Annotated in this window: 14 protein-coding genes; 7 read left to right on the top strand and 7 right to left on the bottom strand. The window is 43.9% G+C overall.

Features of this window, described 5'->3' with window-relative positions; genetic code table 11:
- Positions 1–4: 4 nt before the first annotated feature.
- Positions 5–907, bottom strand: coding sequence for a neutral zinc metallopeptidase (locus tag ACS72_RS12345; protein WP_048882293.1), 903 nt, complete (start codon positions 905–907; stop codon positions 5–7).
- 49 nt (positions 908–956) lie between these two features.
- Positions 957–1,883: a DUF808 domain-containing protein gene (locus ACS72_RS12340; RefSeq protein WP_048882292.1), complete on the bottom strand. Its 927-nt coding sequence runs from the start codon at positions 1,881–1,883 to the stop codon at positions 957–959.
- Between the two features lie 189 nt (positions 1,884–2,072).
- Between ACS72_RS12340 and trpS the strand changes: the two genes are divergently transcribed.
- Positions 2,073–3,086: a tryptophan--tRNA ligase gene (gene trpS, locus ACS72_RS12335; protein WP_048882291.1), complete on the top strand. Its 1,014-nt coding sequence runs from the start codon at positions 2,073–2,075 to the stop codon at positions 3,084–3,086.
- A gap of 396 nt (positions 3,087–3,482) precedes the next feature.
- Here the strand turns inward: trpS and lysS are convergent, their stop codons facing one another.
- Positions 3,483–5,012 (bottom strand): lysine--tRNA ligase, encoded by a 1,530-nt coding sequence (gene lysS, locus ACS72_RS12330; protein WP_048882290.1) that lies wholly within the window; start codon positions 5,010–5,012, stop codon positions 3,483–3,485.
- A 376-nt stretch (positions 5,013–5,388) separates the two neighbouring features.
- Between lysS and ACS72_RS12325 the strand changes: the two genes are divergently transcribed.
- Positions 5,389–5,895: a YqiA/YcfP family alpha/beta fold hydrolase gene (locus ACS72_RS12325; RefSeq protein ID WP_004810867.1), complete on the top strand. Its 507-nt coding sequence runs from the start codon at positions 5,389–5,391 to the stop codon at positions 5,893–5,895.
- A gap of 68 nt (positions 5,896–5,963) precedes the next feature.
- Here ACS72_RS12325 and ACS72_RS12320 read toward each other — a convergent pair whose 3' ends face one another.
- Entirely contained in the window at positions 5,964–6,506 is a 543-nt protein-coding gene (locus ACS72_RS12320; protein ID WP_005221224.1) for an adenine phosphoribosyltransferase, read from the bottom strand.
- 497 nt (positions 6,507–7,003) lie between these two features.
- Between ACS72_RS12320 and rubA the strand changes: the two genes are divergently transcribed.
- From rubA to oxyR, 4 genes are all read left to right on the top strand, one after another.
- Positions 7,004–7,168 (top strand): rubredoxin RubA, encoded by a 165-nt coding sequence (rubA, locus tag ACS72_RS12315; RefSeq protein WP_004783011.1) that lies wholly within the window; start codon positions 7,004–7,006, stop codon positions 7,166–7,168.
- Between the two features lie 78 nt (positions 7,169–7,246).
- On the top strand, positions 7,247–8,425 hold the full coding sequence (locus ACS72_RS12310; RefSeq protein ID WP_048882289.1) for an NAD(P)/FAD-dependent oxidoreductase: 1,179 nt from the start codon (positions 7,247–7,249) through the stop codon (positions 8,423–8,425).
- A gap of 56 nt (positions 8,426–8,481) precedes the next feature.
- The gene (gene estB, locus ACS72_RS12305) at positions 8,482–9,426 is read left to right on the top strand and encodes an esterase EstB (RefSeq protein WP_004810873.1); all 945 of its coding nucleotides are present in this window, start codon (positions 8,482–8,484) and stop codon (positions 9,424–9,426) included.
- 12 nt (positions 9,427–9,438) lie between these two features.
- Positions 9,439–10,338, top strand: a complete 900-nt coding sequence (oxyR, locus tag ACS72_RS12300; protein ID WP_004810876.1) for a LysR family transcriptional regulator OxyR — start codon at positions 9,439–9,441, stop codon at positions 10,336–10,338.
- A 116-nt stretch (positions 10,339–10,454) separates the two neighbouring features.
- On the opposite strand, the gene ppk1 is transcribed toward oxyR, so the two are convergent.
- The gene (gene ppk1, locus ACS72_RS12295) at positions 10,455–12,536 is read right to left on the bottom strand and encodes a polyphosphate kinase 1 (protein ID WP_048882288.1); all 2,082 of its coding nucleotides are present in this window, start codon (positions 12,534–12,536) and stop codon (positions 10,455–10,457) included.
- A gap of 128 nt (positions 12,537–12,664) precedes the next feature.
- Positions 12,665–13,339: a monofunctional biosynthetic peptidoglycan transglycosylase gene (gene mtgA, locus ACS72_RS12290; protein ID WP_004810883.1), complete on the bottom strand. Its 675-nt coding sequence runs from the start codon at positions 13,337–13,339 to the stop codon at positions 12,665–12,667.
- Positions 13,340–13,416: 77 nt separating this feature from the next.
- Here mtgA and ACS72_RS12285 point away from each other — a divergent pair, with 77 nt between their 5' ends.
- On the top strand, positions 13,417–14,235 hold the full coding sequence (locus ACS72_RS12285; protein ID WP_008305178.1) for a rhomboid family intramembrane serine protease: 819 nt from the start codon (positions 13,417–13,419) through the stop codon (positions 14,233–14,235).
- Positions 14,236–14,253: 18 nt separating this feature from the next.
- Here ACS72_RS12285 and ACS72_RS12280 read toward each other — a convergent pair whose 3' ends face one another.
- On the bottom strand, positions 14,254–16,728 hold the full coding sequence (locus tag ACS72_RS12280) for an ABC transporter permease (protein ID WP_008305179.1): 2,475 nt from the start codon (positions 16,726–16,728) through the stop codon (positions 14,254–14,256).

Here is a 16,728-nt window from a genome sequence, read left to right as displayed (position 1 = left end):
GATATTAAATGCCTTTATTAAAAGTATCACAATCTGCCATTTGACCAGATTTCAGGCCGGTATTAAACCATTGCACGCGCTGCGCACTGGTCCCATGAGTAAAGCTATCTGGCACCACATGTCCTTGGGCTTTTTTCTGTAAATAGTCATCACCAATTTTATGCGCTGCATCCATGGCTTCCTGTACATCACCCTGTTCCAGGAATTGGGTACGCTCATGATTATGATAAGCCCATACTCCCGCCAGACAATCGGCTTGCAGCTCCTGATAGACTGACAGCTGATTCGCTTGCGCCTTTGTGGCTTGCTGGCGTGCCTGCTGTACCTGAGAAGAAATACCCAGGATGGTCTGGATGTGATGTCCAACCTCATGTGCCACGACATACGCTTGAGCAAAGTCACCAGCCTGATCATTACGCGATAGCTCAGTTGAATTCTGCTCACCACTAATGCCCATCTGGCTACGCATATCCCTAAAGAAGGTCGTGTCGATATACACTTTCTGATCTGCCGGACAATAAAACGGCCCCATGGCGGATTGCGCCGCACCACAACCTGAGTTCACCACACCGCTGAAGAGTACCAGTTTAGGGGGAGTGTACTGCTGATTCAGCTGCTGCTGGAACACCTGTGACCAGGTATCTTCTGTATCGGCCAGAACAGTTCCGACAAAGTCAATTGCTTCTTGCTGCTCTGGCGTTGGATTTTCCAGACCACGCGTTTCAGCACTGGAAACACCTTGTGTCACCTGCTTGGTGGCTTGATAAGCTTGTTGCGGATCCACACCAAAAAATTTCCAGGCAACAAAAGCTACAATCAGCCCCAGAATACTGATACCACCCGCCTTGGCACCCCCACCGCGGCGGTCTTCAACATTGCTACTAACTCGACGACCTTTCCAGCGCATAGTAAGATTCCTTATAGTTTATTTTTGACTTACTTCTAGCCAACCAAAATTATGCCTGCTTTGATTTTGCTCTGATCTTTTGAATAAAGCCAATCACAATGAATACCAATAATCCTGCGATAAAACCAATGACTAAATTAATGAGTGTTGGTGTAAGAGCACCTATAATACTGCCCATTGTAGGAATATGCTCTACATACTCGACTGAATCTTCAGTGAAATGATGAAACCATGGAATCGCGTGAGCAATAATCCCGCCACCGACCAGGAACATGGCAATTGTTCCCACAATAGTTAAAGTTTTCATCAGTTTGGGTGCAAAAGCTAACAAGCCTCGTCCTACACTTTGCTTGAAACTCGATGCCTGCTTGCTCAAGTGCAAACCTAAATCATCAATTTTAACAATCATGGCAACGAAGCCGTACACCCCGACTGTCATTAATATGGCGATCCCTGCTAGTACGATGACCTTGGTGGTAAAAGCTGCGGCTGCCACGGTGCCCAAAGAAATCACTACAATTTCCGCAGACAAAATAAAGTCAGTTCGGATCGCACCCTTAATTTTCTCTTTTTCAAATGTGGCTAAGTCAGTTTCGATCGTAGTGAATTCAGCCTCAGCATCTTCTTCAGTTTTGGCTTTCTTATGCTTTAAGCTATGCAGGACTTTTTCTACGCCTTCATAACACAGGAACAAGCCGCCAATCATCAATAAAGGATTAATTAACCATGGTGCAACCACACTGATCAGCAGAGCCAAAGGAACAAGAATGAGTTTATTGACAAAAGAACCTTTGGCGACGCTCCATACCACCGGAAGTTCACGTTCGGCACGTACACCGCTTACCTGTTGAGCATTGAGCGCCAGATCATCTCCCAAGACCCCGGCCGTTTTTTTTGCTGCCATTTTACTCATGACTGCAACATCATCTAGAACTGTGGCTATATCATCCAATAATATTAATAAGCTACTCGCCATTCTTGTTATTCCTTATAAATGTAAAAATATTCTAATCAAAAAGCAGCAGAAAGATTGTATTTACTTCTTTAATTTCAGAGATTTTTTATTACTGTGATTCATTGTGACTGACATTCAAAAACAGAATGCCGTACAATGTTGCGATCCTAAAAATTTGAATGTAGTACGACTACTGGTTTGGAATAAATAATGAGTAATCAAGATAATCGTCCAGTGATCTTGACTGGCGACCGTCCTACCGGACAACTTCACCTCGGTCACTTTGTTGGTTCATTACGCTCTCGCGTGGGTTTACAGGATTCTCACCATCAGCATCTTCTGCTGGCAGATGCACAGGCCTTGACAGACAATGCAGATAACTTCGAAAAAGTACGTCGTAACATTATTGAAGTTGCAACAGATTATCTTGCGGTAGGCATTGATCCGACCAAAACCACAATCTGTATTCAGTCTTGCCTTCCTGCCCTCAATGAATTGACCATGCTTTACCTCAACTTCGTGACTGTTTCACGTCTCGAGCGTAACCCAACAATTAAGTCTGAAATTCAGATGCGTGGTTTTGAGCGTGATATTCCGGCAGGCTTCTTGTGCTATCCAGTGGCGCAGGCTGCGGACATTACTGCATTCAAAGCGACTGTGGTTCCAGTGGGTGAAGACCAGATCCCAATGATTGAACAGACTAACGAAATCGTGCGTCGTCTGAACCGTCAGGTAGGTCGTGAGCTACTTCCAGAATGTAAAGCCCTGCTATCTAACGTTGGCCGTTTACCAGGCTTTGATGGTAAGGCGAAAATGTCTAAATCTTTAGGCAATACCATTGTGCTAGATGCATCAGACAAAGATATCAAGAAAGCCGTTAACGCAATGTATACGGATCCGAACCACCTGCGTATTGAAGATCCAGGTCAGGTTGAAGGCAACGTGGTATTTACTTACCTGGATGCGTTCGATACCAACAAAGAAGAGCTGGAAGAACTAAAAGCCCATTACCGCCGTGGTGGTTTGGGTGATGGTACAGTGAAAAAACGTCTTGAAGGTATTCTAAAAGAATTAATTGGACCAATTCGTGAACGTCGTATGGAACTTTCTAAAGATCCTGACTACATTATGGATGTACTCAAGACTGGTACAGACAAATGCCGTGATATTACTCAAGCAACTTTGGATGAAGTTAAAACTGCCCTTGGGGTGTTCCACTTCTAATGCTTGGATAAAGTTTGAAAAGCCCTTCACATGAAGGGCTTTTTTATTGAATTCCTACACATTTGATTCATATTTTCTTTTTCCTGTCACACAAAGGTAGAAAAACTTACTTTAGTTAACAGCTCTTTACACGTTTACCAATGTAAAAATAACAAGCCAGTTTTAATATGAAAACATATTCAGGAAATAGCAAGAACCATTCTCCACAGTTTCATTTGCAACAAGTTTTTCCTTTTTCTACGCAATGACAACCCCAATCATTGCGTTTTTTTTGTCTGAAACTTTTATAAAAACTATTTTAGCTCACGCTGCTCTTTTACAATGTCTAGCTTATGTAGCGAAAAAACTAATAAAAAAACCCGCAACATGTGCGGGTTTTTTTATTAGTTTTTTTACTTAAGCGTGTTTATGACGCATGTGCGGGAACAGGATCACGTCACGGATACTTGGCGCATTGGCAAAGATCATCACCAGACGGTCAATACCGATACCTTCACCCGCTGTTGGAGGTAAGCCATATTCTAATGCTTCAATAAAGTCTGCATCGAAGTGCATTGCTTCATCATCGCCTGCGTCTTTCTCGGCAACCTGTGCCTGGAAGCGCTCAGCCTGGTCGATCGGATCATTCAATTCTGAGAAACCATTTGCCAGCTCACGACCACCAATAAAGAATTCGAAACGGTCAGTGATGTGCGGATTGTGATCATTACGACGAGCCAGTGGAGAAGTTTCTGCTGGATATTCAGTAATGAATGTTGGCTGACGCAGTTTAGTTTCTACTGTTTCCTCAAACACGATAGTTTGCAGTTTACCCAAACCAAAACCTGGTTTCACCTGTTCTTTCAGCTCTTCCTGAACGTATTTTGCCAGAAAGTCACGGTCGCCTACATTTTCAGGCGTGAACTGTGGGTTGTGCTCAAGAATCGCATCAAACATTGAGATTTTCTTGAATGGACCTTTGAAGCTAAATACTTCTTCGCCATAAGGCACATCAGTTGTACCCAAAATATCCAATGCCAGTTTTTCCAGCATTTGCTCAGTCAGTTCCATCAGGTCTTTATAGTCTGCATAAGCCTGGTAGAACTCGATCATGGTGAATTCCGGGTTATGACGAGTTGAAACACCTTCATTTCGGAAGTTACGGTTAATTTCGAACACTCGCTCAAAACCACCGACAACCAGACGTTTCAAATAAAGCTCAGGTGCAATACGCAAAAACAGTGGCATGTCTAATGCATTGTGATGCGTTTCAAATGGACGCGCAGAAGCACCACCTGGAATCACGTGCATCATTGGGGTTTCCACTTCCATATAACGTCTTTCAGTCAGGAAGTTGCGGATACCAGCGACAACTTTAGCGCGGATTTCAAAAGTCTTACGTGTTTCTTCATTCACGATCAGATCCAGATAACGCTTACGATACTTCACTTCTGTATCTGTCAAGCCGTGGAATTTGTCTGGAAGTGGACGAAGTGATTTTGTTAATAATTCGAATTGTTCGATGTGTACATACAGATCGCCTTTACCCGAACGACCGATATAACCTTCAACGGCAATGATATCACCAAGGTCTAGACCTTTAATTGTAGCAAGTACTTCAGCATCTAATTCTTTACGAGGAACATAAAGCTGAATACGGCCAGTCATGTCCTGAATCACAATGAATGAACCACGGTTCAACATCACACGACCCGCAACTTTTACATACACCTTTTCGCCTGCTTCAATTTCTTCTTTTGATTGGTCAGCGAACTGGTCTTGAAGATCTTGCGCATAGTGCTCACGCTTGAAAGTATTTGGCCATGGGCTCTTGCCGGTTTCCTTGGCTTGATCTTCGATTTGCTTTAACTTGGCATGACGCTGTGCAATTAAATCGTTTTCGGAAATGATTTGTTCAGAAGTCGATTGAGCGTTAGTTTGCGTCATCTCTGCCTCGAATAAGATTAGTTAAAAAATAGAAGGTGCATACAATAGCAGATTTTGCAGTTAAATCGTAGCGTCCAGCAGCATCTCAATTGGCTTTTCTTTTCTAATATCTCGGGAAGACTCAAATTCCTCTTTTGGGCAGGGCCTTTCACCCTAACCAAGCCGAGGAATATACAGTTTTAATTGACCAATTAATCAAAAAATAACGTTTTAATATCAAATTCTTTACAGAACCTTTCAGTCTTTTTGACTAAGGTCGGCTTGGACTAAAGTCTTTAGACCAAATGCTAACTTCATTCCCTGTATAGAAGTTCTACAATGCTCCCTGACGCAAATCATTGCCGAACTATAAAACGAATTGATACGAACCACCATAATGAGCCAATGCACCTCTAAAATCCTGTTTTTTCATGGACTTGATTCTTCACGAGAATCTACGAAATTCCATGCCATCGATGCCGATCATAAATATTGCATTGATGTGGATTACCGCAACCTCAATTATGCGACTGTGGCAGAGTTTTATAACGAGATGATTGAAAAAATTCATCCAGATATTCTGGTTGGGCACAGTCTGGGGGGTTACTGGGCACTGAAAATGTCACAGCAACACCAGATTCCTTGTGTAATTGCCAATCCAAGCCTAGCCCCCTATTTCCGCGATGATTATCCTGCAATTTGTGATAATGACCTACAACATGACATTCCTCAGCTTGCCTATATTGAGTTAGGCGATGAAATACTGGATATGCATGCAGTACAGTCCCAACTAGAAGATTATATGCAGGTAGAAGCGGTTCCCGGTGGACATCATCGCCTTGAAACACCGGAACGGATCAATCCCCTGATCCTGCAAATCCAACAGAATCTGCAAAAAAGTTAAGTATTACATTTAAAGAAGCCATAAAAAAAGCCCTGCATATTGCAGGGCTTTTTATTCATCTTTTGCGCTTAAGCGGCATTAGCTTCAGGCTTAGATTTGTCATCCAATACAGACCAGATATTCAGCCCAAGATCACTATGTAAATCAGGTAGATCAAGAAAAATGCTCGCGCCGAGTACTTTATGATTACATTTTTCAGCCAGTTCATTGACAGCTTTCAATGTACCGCCAGTAGCCAATACGTCATCTACAATAATCACTTTTTGTGATTGAACCTCAGCAGACATTTCCAGACGGTCCAGACCGTATTCCAGGCTATAACCCACACCAACCACTGGAGGTGGTAATTTACCTGCCTTGCGAACCAACAACAGGCCCTTGCCGGTACGTTGTGCCAACAAGCTTGCCAATACAAAGCCACGTGCTTCAACAGCAATAAAGCTATCTACTTCTGCCAGTTTTTCAGCAGGAATGCTTGCAATCAAAGCATCAGTTAATGAACCGATGTTATTCATGAAAAGCGGTGTTAAGTCAAAGAAACTAATACCCGGCTTTGGAAAATCCTGGACAGTACGAATGTGAGACCACAATGAAGTAGACATATTGCTCATGGGAGATCGTTAGATAAGAAAAAGGAACCGGCAAATTTTAAACTGAATTACGACTAAAGGATAGGGAAAACCGAGTATTATTGCAGCAACACCCCTATTGACATACAATTATTCACTTATATTTCATTAATTTATAAGAGCACTTTTTTCATAAAAACTTTAATGATTGTTTTAAATCCATGAATCATTACCCGACGGTAAAATATTGTTTTATTTCTCTCAGTGTGAGAAACAATAAGCTTTTATTTATTTGCATAAATAAAATTATATTCCGGCATTTCTAAGAGAATAAAAAGCTTGAGTAAAGGACTTTTACTGGCCCGGATAACTATTCTGCTTTTAATTTTGCTGTTTAAACTGTTATCTACTTTACTTTCTAAACAGAACTGCGTAAAAATTTAGCCAAATATGTCCGCTATTAAATGCCATATTATTAGAGTCTTGCCTGTTTAGGATTTTTGAGCCAGCTTCCATATTCGCTGGTTTTGGAGAGTTACATGAAAAAATATCAATGCATCGTTTGTGGATGGATTTACGACGAAGCGGAAGGTTGGCCTCAGGACGGGATCGTCCCTGGTACTAAATGGGAAGATATTCCAGATGACTGGACCTGCCCAGACTGTGGCGTTTCTAAAGTCGATTTTGAAATGATCGAAATCTGATTTCGCCCAAACAAAGGCCATATTGAGTGGTCTTTTTTTATGCCTTTCTACTATCTATAAAAAAGCATGGAGTTAAATATGCATCCTATCGTCATCATTGGTTCAGGTATGGCAGGCTATGCTGTCGCACGCGAATTCCGCAAGCTGAATCCAGACCATGAACTCGTCATGATTTGTGCCGATGATGCAACCAACTACGCCAAACCGACACTTTCCAATGCTTTAGTGGGCAAAAAAGCACCCGAAAATATTGCCTTGGGCGATGCTGCCAAAATGGCAGCTCAGTTAAATATGCGTATTGAAACGCATACCTGGGTTAAAGCCATTGATGCTACTGCACATGAACTGATTGTTGTAAAAGATCAGTCTGAGCAAAAACAGGCATATTCAAAACTGGTTCTTGCCGTGGGTGCACAGCCAATTCGTCTGGCAATTGCCGGTGATGGCAGTGACGACATTCATGTGGTCAACAACCTGAATGATTATAAAGCTTTCCGTGCCAGCCTGGAAAAACGTGAAGATAAGCGCGTAGTGATTTTGGGTGCCGGTTTGATTGGCTGTGAATTTGCCAATGACCTTCAGCACACGGACCATCAAGTGACTGTAATTGACTTGGCACCTCAGCCTTTAGCCCGTTTATTGCCTTCACATGTTGCAGATGTTTTCCAGCAAAACCTGGAAGAAACTGGTATTAACTTTGTATTAGGCACGACTGTAGAGAAAGTCTCTAAAGTCGAAAATGGTGACTACCTGGTGACATTAGCCAATGGTCAGTCAGTCGTTGCAGATGTGGTTCTGTCGGCGGTGGGCTTGCAACCAAATGCATCAGTAGCCAAAGAGTCTGGTGTGCAAATCGGTCGCGGTATCTTGACCAATAGCCAGCTCGAAACGAATTTAGCTGATATTTTCGCTGTCGGTGACTGTGCTGAAGTGAATGGTACTTTATTGCCTTATGTGATGCCAATCATGCAGCAGGCGCGTGCGCTGGCTAAAACCTTGAATGGTGAAACGACAGCAGTGCATTATCCAGCAATGCCTGTTGCGGTAAAAACACCTGCTGCCCCCCTGACTGTACTGCCTGCACCCGCCAATGTTGATGTGACCTGGGACACTGAAGAGTTTGAGGATGGCATGATTGCCAAAGCCACAGATACTGAAGGAACCCTGCGCGGCTTTGTACTATTAGGCGCTACCGCAGCGAAACAGCGTCTTACATTGACTAAGCAGGTTCCTGACTTGATTCCTGTATCAGTTTAAGGTTTAAATACAAAGGACATTCTTTGTACAGAATGTCCTTTTATAGGGAACTTAACATGAATAGTCATGTGCAATCGAGTCTATTACCATCACCATATACTGCTTTCATGCATGAAACCAAGGTTGACCTTGGCAATGGTATTGAATTGCATGTAGAGGTAGGTGGTCAGGAGAATCACCCGACCTTATTGCTGATTATGGGCCTGGGTGCACAGATGCTGTATTGGCCGGACTTTTTCTGTAAATCTTTTATCGACCAAGGTTTCCGGGTCATCCGTTTTGATAACCGCGATATTGGCCTATCCTCTAAAGTCCATCATAAAGGTCCACGATTAAATACCATTAAACTGATGAGTCGCTTCATGCTAGGCCTGGGTAACCAGGGAGCACCTTATACCCTGTATGACATGGCAGATGACGTCAGTCTGTTGATTGATAAAATGGAATTGGATGAGGTGTATGTGCTCGGTGCTTCGATGGGTGGTATGATTGCCCAGATTCTGGCAGCACGTTATCCTGAAAAGGTTAAAAAGCTGGCTCTGTTATTTACCAGTAACAATCAGCGTCTGTTACCTCCACCATTTCCAAAACAGCTCTTTAGTCTGATTGGCAAACCCGCTTCGCAGGATGAAAATGGTATAATTGACCATAGCTTGAAACTGTTTAACATTATTGGCTCGCCTGGTTATATTAATCAGCTTGAGGCAATGCAGACCGCCCGTAAATTATATAATCGAAGTTATTACCCAGCGGGTGTACTTCAACAGTTTTTAGCAATATTATGTACGGGCTCGTTGCTGCAACTGGATAAGCAAATCCGACAAGAGACACTTGTAGTTCATGGTTCTCAAGATCGCTTGCTACCACCCAGCCATGGTAAGGCTGTTGCGAAAGCAATATCTGGTGCTAAATTTGAATTAATTGATGGAATGGGGCATGATATCCCACCGCATTTTATTCCATATCTTAGCGAATTATTTGCTGATCATTTTAAATCATAAAATTAGGACACTATGGCTGCATTACCATCCCTAAGACAGCTGTCATATCTCGTAACACTGTCTGAGACGCTGCATTTTACAGAAGCTGCTCGCCGTTCATTTGTGACCCAGTCCACCCTATCGGGCGGGATCATGGAGTTGGAGCGTTTACTCGGTGGCGTTCTTGTTGAACGTGATCGCCAGAATGTACGCTTGACTCCACTCGGAGAGCAAGTGGTTGCACGCGCTCGTGTTCTACTGGCTGATGCTCAGGACTTAATGCGTTTAAGTCGTGAGATGAGTGAACCTTTAACAGGTGATCTGCATTTAGGTGTGATTCCGACCATTGCGCCGTTCATTCTGTCGCAACTTCTTGATGAAGTGCATAAACAGTTGCCGAAAATTCAGCTGCATCTGCACGAAGCACAAAGTGAAAAAATTGTTGAAAAGCTGGAACATGGCAACCTGGATATGGTTGTACTGGCCCTGCCTTTTGATACACGTAGCCTAAAAGTTGCTGAAATTGTGAAAGAAGATCTGTATGTGGTTCATCACAAGTCAGATCAGAATGCAGCTCAGGCAACTTCCTTAGAAGATCTGGATCTTTCTCGTTTAATGTTACTTGAAGAAGGCCACTGTCTACGTGATCATGCTTTAAGTGCTTGTCCAATTGGTGAGCGTAAGAATGATCATCGCCTGAAAGCAAGCTCATTGCCAACGCTGATCGAGATGGTATCTTCCGATCTTGGTTTTACCCTGTTGCCTGAAATTGCACTTCATACCAACATGATTAAAGCCAATCCTGAGCTTCAGGTGAAAAAGATTGCTGCTGCACCAAGCCGTACCTTGGCATTGGTGACACGCAAGAGTACACCGCTACAAAGTGAATTCGATGTACTGCTACCTATCCTGCAAAAGATCGCGCAGCAATAATGATACTGCTATAGCGTAAAAAAGGAGCTCACACTGGCTCCTTTTTTTGTTTTTAGAGACAGCATATTTATATAAAAAGAGACTGAAAATTCAGTCTCTTTTTAAAAGATTATGTCTTATTTAAAGGTTTCCAGTAACACGCGCTGTGCATTATGCGGCTGTTCACCTTGCGCAGGTTGTGCACGGATCCAGGTACCATCACTTTGCAGTAACCAGGATTGCTGATTATCTTTGAGATAGTTCAATAAGCCTTGCTGATAGATGCGTTTTTTCAATGCTTCATCTTCAATCGGGAAACAGGCTTCAACACGATTAAACAGGTTACGGTCCATCCAGTCTGCGCTTGAGCAATAAATGCGGGAATTGCCATTATTGCTAAAGTAATACACGCGAGTATGTTCCAGGAAACGTCCGACGATGGAACGAACGCGGATATTTTCCGACAAGCCCGGTAAACCAGGACGCAAACAGCAGATCGAACGGATAATCAGGTCAATCTGCACGCCTGCTTGCGATGCTTCATACAATTTATTAATGAGCTGTAGTTCTGTCAGCGCATTCACTTTGACAATGATCTGAGCCTTTTTGCCTTCTTTGGCATTGGCAATTTCATTGTCAATGTAATTCACCAGCTGGGTATGCAATGTAAATGGTGCATGTAACAGCTTTTTCAGCTTGGCCATTTTTCCCATACCGGTGAGTTCCTGGAAGATACGGTGTACATCTTCACACAGTTCTTTGTCTGTGGTTAACAGTCCATAATCAGTATAGATACGTGCATTACCCGCGTGATAGTTCCCGGTCCCCAAGTGTACATAGCGCACCAGCTTGTTATTTTCACGGCGTACCACCAGAATCATCTTGGCATGGGTCTTATAGCCAACAATGCCATAGACAACTACGGCCCCCGCTTCTTGCAGGACATTGGCCACAGCGATATTAGACTCTTCATCAAAACGCGCACGCAGTTCGATGACCGCAGTCACTTCCTTGCCATTCCGTGCTGCTTCAGCCAGTACCTGAACAATTTCCGAGTCCGCTCCACTACGGTATAAGGTCTGCTTGATCGCCAAGACTTGTGGATCACGCGCAGCCTCACGCAATAATGAAATTACGGGCGAGAATGATTCAAAGGGATGATGTAGCAGGATGTCCTGTTTCTGCATCGCGCTAAAGATATTTTCTGATTTCTTTAGTACTTTCGGTACGATTGGCGTGTGTGAATCATAACGTAAATGTGGACGTTTAAAATTCGATAACAGACGTGCCAGATTCACCGGTCCGGCAACCTTATATAGATGCTCTTCTTCTAGATCAAATTCATCCAGCAGGTATTCATAAATATGTTTTGGACAGTTTTCTGTAACTTCCAGACGTACTGCACGTCCAAAACGACGCGAGTTCAGCTCACCTTTTAAGGCAATCGCCAGATCTTCGACATCTTCGTTTAAAGCCAGATCAGCATTACGGGTTACTCGGAACTGGTAGCAACCTGTTGCAGTCATACCCGGGAACAGGTCAGAGACATGTTCATGTATAATTGCGGAAAGCATCACATGATGTTCCTTGCCACCCGTTAATTCATCCGGTAAACGTACCACACGTGGTAATGAACGTGGTGCAGGAACAACAGCCAGATCGATCTGACGGCCAAAAGCATCCTTCCCTTCCAGCGTCACAATAAAGTTCAGCGACTTATTCACCAAGCGCGGGAATGGATGGGCTGGATCCAGGCTGATCGGGGTTAAGACTGGTGCCACCTGTTCCTGAAAATATTTTTTTATCCATTGTGACTGTGCTGGTGTCAGTTCACCGCGGCGCAGGAAACAGATATCTTCTTCACGCAGTTTAGGCAGAATTTCTTCATTCAGAATGCGGTACTGGCGTTCAATGGCAGCATGCGCAGTTCTGGAAATTTGATCCAGCACCTGCTTCGGCGTTAGCCCATCCGGACTACGACTTTCATTGCCCAGATCCAGCTGTTCCATCACGCCAGCCACACGAATTTCAAAGAACTCATCCAGATTACGCGAGAAAATCAGCAGAAAGTTCATGCGTTCAAGCAGTGGATGTAAAGGATCGACAGCCTGTTCCAAGACACGCAAATGGAAATCCAGAATAGACAATTCTCGGTTAATGTACCGGTCATTATAGGTATATTCAGTTTGTACCGAAGGGCTGTTGGCTGCCGTATTCATATTGAACCTTTAATCGTTTTAAAGCCTGAGTCAATAGTATCAGTATGCTTCAAATTTATGACAATTTCATAAAAAAAGCCCGAATTCTCGGGCTTTATGGCAATTTTTTTTATAACGATTTTTTACTGTCAGGGTAATTCTGCATAGCGCATATAACGTTGAATCATGCGTTTACGTGCTTTTAAAGCAGAAGCATTGCGATTTTCTTCAAAATATTTTGGATTGGTCAAAATTGCCGCCAAGAAAATTGCCTCTTCTCTGGTCAGACTTTCTGAAGTTTTACCAAAATAATGTTTGGCGGCCGCTTCCACCCCGTAAATATGATGACCAAACTCAATCGAGTTTAAATACACTTCAAGAATACGCTCTTTCGACCACATGCGTTCCATCATCCAGGTGGCAACCGCTTCCTGACCTTTACGCAGGAAAGAACGTTTGTTGAACAGGAACAGATTTTTTGCCAGCTGCTGGGAAATGGTAGATCCCCCCGCAACAACTTTACCCTGCTCTTTATTACGGCTTAAAGCTGTTTGAATCCCATCCCAGTCAAAACCATGATGATGCACAAATTTTCCATCTTCCGCAGTCACCACTGCTTTTTTCAGATTGGTACTGATCTCATCATAAGGACGCCATTGGTGTTGAATGGGCTTGGAGGGTTCAGTCCAATAATCGATCCGCATCATCATCGTGGTATTGACCGGATTAAAACGCCACCAGGCCAGGCTGGCAAAGATCCAGAGTTGAATACATAAAACCACACTGAACAGCAGCAAGAATATTCGGATTAGAAAAGCTTTCATGTCAGTGGGTTACTCCTGAAGTTGTTATTTTTTCGTGTTAAGCTTATTTGAAATATCTCATACAGCGCAAGAATAGCATGTCTGAATACGCACCTCCTTCCATTCACCGTAAACTGGATGTCCACACCTGGTGGTTTACTGCGGTATTGATTGCAGTGAATGTCGGATTGTTTGCCTGGCAGATTTTTTCTGGCACAGATGCCAGCCATCCAAGTACGCAAGATGCCATCCGCTGGGGTGCTGATTATGCACCTTTGACTTATCTGGCGGAACCCATTCGCATATTCAGCAGCATGTTTTTTCATTTTGGCCTGATTCACTTGATGTTAAACATGTGGGCGCTTTATATTTTTGGCAGCGTGGCAGAACAGCTATTTGGGCGCTGGTATTTTGTTGGCCTCTATCTTTGTGCTGGGCTGATGGGCAGTCTGTTCAGCGGTTATATAAATATTCAGGATAGTTATGCCTTAATTGAAGGTGGGGTCGCCAATCCGGGACTTTTACCAAGCGTAAGTGCTGGTGCATCGGGTGCTGTCATGGGCTTGGGCGGTGCACTGACAGTCTTGTCGATTCTGCCAGTTCTTCCACGTCAGCGCTTTATTTTAGATAAAAAAACCCTGCTGATGGTGATGGGGATTAACCTGTTTATGGGGTTTATGATTGCTGGCATTAACAATGCTGCACATATTGGTGGCATGATTATGGGCGCTGTGCTGGCTGTACTCTGGTATGCCGGGCAAAAGCTGCAACGCGCAGGTTTTATTCAATTCATCGCACTCATAGCTGCTTTAGCAGCCTGCTATGGGCTTTATCAATATAACTTGATCCTGATTGATCCTATTAAGCCACTCTGGCAGGAGATTCTGGAGATGATGCGTCAGCAGTTAAAACTGTAACTGACGCATCTTCAATTTTTATTGATTCAGTTCGCGCAGACTTTGCAGCGGTGGAATATCACTCAGATAACTCAGTCGATAACGACCAATCAGCGCACAGAGCAAAGTCATAAAGATCGGTAGAATCAGCCAGATTTCCCAGTGTGGCTGAATCGGTAATTCCATGCGGTAACTGGCGACGGCGCTAATCACTTCGGCAAACAGACAAGATACAATTCCGGCACATAGACCAATAAAACCAATTTCCAGACTAAGCATGGTTTTCAGTTTCTGTTTGGAACTTCCGAATGAGCGAAGTAAAGCCACTTCCCGCTTGCGTTCATCCATGAGCAGATTCAGACAGGCAATCAGAACCAGTATCCCTGCTACACTCACCAGTAAGGCCAGGATAGTCACGATCTGCACCAATACATTCACAATACGCTTGATCTCGTTCAGAATCAGGCTGACATCGATAAAGACCGTATTAGAAAACTGCTGGATCAGCTGAACCAGTTTTGGTCGTTCCTGTTCCGGCACATAGAAACTGCCCAGATAACTACCGGCATTGGCATCCATGGTATTCGGAGTAAAGATAAAGAAAAAATTCGGACTAAAGCTTTCCCACTCCACACTACGCAGATTCACCACTTTGGCTTCTAGTGGTCCCTCAGGTAAGCTAAACGTCAGCTTATCTCCAATCTTGATTCCCAGTTCTTCCGCAGTCGTGGCTTCAACTGAAACTTCTCCCGGCTGTTTCAATTGCGCTTCGCCACTTAAAATCACATTGTCTTGTGGATACTGATCGGTTTGGGTCAGGTTCAGTTCACGGCGTAGTGTATTACTCTTTTTGACTAAGTCTGCAGCGAATGGCTGATCATTTTTGGCAATCAGACGGCCACGAATATTCGGATATAGCGGCGTACTGTTCCAGCCATTTTGCTCTAACTCGGCCCTCAACTGTGGCATCTCAAAAGGCGGCAAGCCATAGACAAACTGGTTCGGTGTACCTTCTGGTAACTGCTGTTGCCAGCGTTCCAGCAGATCGGTACGCAATACGGCTAATACAGTAATCAGACTCAAGCCCAGTGCCAAAGCGGTGATCTGTAATGCAGTCTGATACGGTGTCCGTACATAAGCGGAAATCCGGGATTTTGTATTACGCAGGACTTTCAGCAATCCCCATACGGTGAGATACAGCACAGCGCAAAGCAGAATAATGGCACCAATTACCCAAGCCGTTAATACAATATTCTCGGTGAGCACCACACTGAAAATAATCAGGCTCAGTGTCCCACTCACCAGCATCCACAACATGGAATGTACGGATTTTTCTTCCTGACGGATGACCCGGATCGGTGCAGTATTGAGTAATTGCCACAAACTTGGTAGCACAAAACCAAGCAATACCACAGCACTGGTCAGCATCGCAATCGGCAATGGACCTGATAGCATTGCCATCGCCGAGAATTGCAGCTGCAGATGTGGAATCAGCTGTAACATGAGTTGCAGCAAAGCATAACCTAAACTGATGCCAACAATGGTGCCTATGAGCATCGCGATTGCCAGTACCAGTCCAAGTAATGCCAGATAAGCCGCCAGAATTTGCTGTTTCGTCGCGCCGATACAACGCATTAACGCAATATGATCCTGATTCTGCTGTACATAGCGCTGTGCGGTTAAGGCAATCGCGATACCACAAAGCAAGATGGTCAAAATATTTGCCAACTGCAAAAAGGTATCCAGATTAGCAATCGGCTTCATCAAACGGGTATTGCTTTCACTGGCATTTCTTAGACGCAGACTATTCTGCTCCTCAAACTGTTGTTCCTCAGCTTCTGTATCCACACCCGGTTTAACAATCTTCTTAAAGTCTTTTTGATAGGTTTGAATACTGTCCGGATCACCTGCCATGAGCAGGCGATAATCAATCCGGCTACCGACCTGAATCGCATTGGTTCGTGCCACATCTGCCTGAGAGATAATTACGGTCGGTGAGAAACCTGAGAAGCCTAATTCCTGATTAGAGTCATAGTCAATCACGGCAGTAATCTTGAATGAGGCATCGGCAATATTAACCTGATCCCCCACTTTAACTTTGAGCAGATCCATGGCACGCTGACTGAGCCAGATTTCACCCGGTTTTAATTGTTTAGCTTCAGGTTTGACTCTTAGCTCACCGCGTAAAGGAAAAGCAGTATCAATCGCTTTGACATTGACCATGACAAATTCGTCATTGGTATGTGCCATGCTGCCAAATACAGTCACTTCTGATTGCTGCAAACCCAGCTGATCAGCCTTTTCTCGCCAGGCATCTTCGATTGGCTCGTTATTACTGAGTAGCAGATCTCCAGCCAGCATTTCCGCAGCTTGCAATGCCACGGCATTCTGAATCTGCTCATTACTGAACTTAAGCGCTGTGGTCGCGCTAATTGCCAGGGTCAATGCAATAATCAGCAGATAAATGCCCGTAGTCTTAAAACTTTGAGTCAGTAAAGGACGGAAGAGGTTCAT

Origin of the sequence: Acinetobacter sp. VT 511 (assembly GCF_001077515.1) — a bacterium.
Classification (GTDB): domain Bacteria; phylum Pseudomonadota; class Gammaproteobacteria; order Pseudomonadales; family Moraxellaceae; genus Acinetobacter; species Acinetobacter schindleri.
The sequence above is the reverse complement of the archived record's forward strand: the minus strand, read 5'-3'. Positions and strand labels throughout refer to the sequence as shown.

Coding starts and splice junctions, on each gene's coding strand:
- ACS72_RS12345 (WP_048882293.1), bottom strand. CDS start 907: ATGCGCTGGAAAGGTCGTCGAGTTAGTAGCAATGTTGAAGACCGCCGC.
- ACS72_RS12325 (WP_004810867.1), top strand. CDS start 5,389: ATGAGCCAATGCACCTCTAAAATCCTGTTTTTTCATGGACTTGATTCT.
- lysS (WP_048882290.1), bottom strand. CDS start 5,012: ATGACGCAAACTAACGCTCAATCGACTTCTGAACAAATCATTTCCGAA.
- ACS72_RS12280 (WP_008305179.1), bottom strand. CDS start 16,728: ATGAACCTCTTCCGTCCTTTACTGACTCAAAGTTTTAAGACTACGGGC.
- ppk1 (WP_048882288.1), bottom strand. CDS start 12,536: ATGAATACGGCAGCCAACAGCCCTTCGGTACAAACTGAATATACCTAT.
- oxyR (WP_004810876.1), top strand. CDS start 9,439: ATGGCTGCATTACCATCCCTAAGACAGCTGTCATATCTCGTAACACTG.
- trpS (WP_048882291.1), top strand. CDS start 2,073: ATGAGTAATCAAGATAATCGTCCAGTGATCTTGACTGGCGACCGTCCT.
- mtgA (WP_004810883.1), bottom strand. CDS start 13,339: ATGAAAGCTTTTCTAATCCGAATATTCTTGCTGCTGTTCAGTGTGGTT.
- estB (WP_004810873.1), top strand. CDS start 8,482: ATGAATAGTCATGTGCAATCGAGTCTATTACCATCACCATATACTGCT.
- ACS72_RS12340 (WP_048882292.1), bottom strand. CDS start 1,883: ATGGCGAGTAGCTTATTAATATTATTGGATGATATAGCCACAGTTCTA.
- ACS72_RS12310 (WP_048882289.1), top strand. CDS start 7,247: ATGCATCCTATCGTCATCATTGGTTCAGGTATGGCAGGCTATGCTGTC.
- ACS72_RS12285 (WP_008305178.1), top strand. CDS start 13,417: ATGTCTGAATACGCACCTCCTTCCATTCACCGTAAACTGGATGTCCAC.
- ACS72_RS12320 (WP_005221224.1), bottom strand. CDS start 6,506: ATGAGCAATATGTCTACTTCATTGTGGTCTCACATTCGTACTGTCCAG.
- rubA (WP_004783011.1), top strand. CDS start 7,004: ATGAAAAAATATCAATGCATCGTTTGTGGATGGATTTACGACGAAGCG.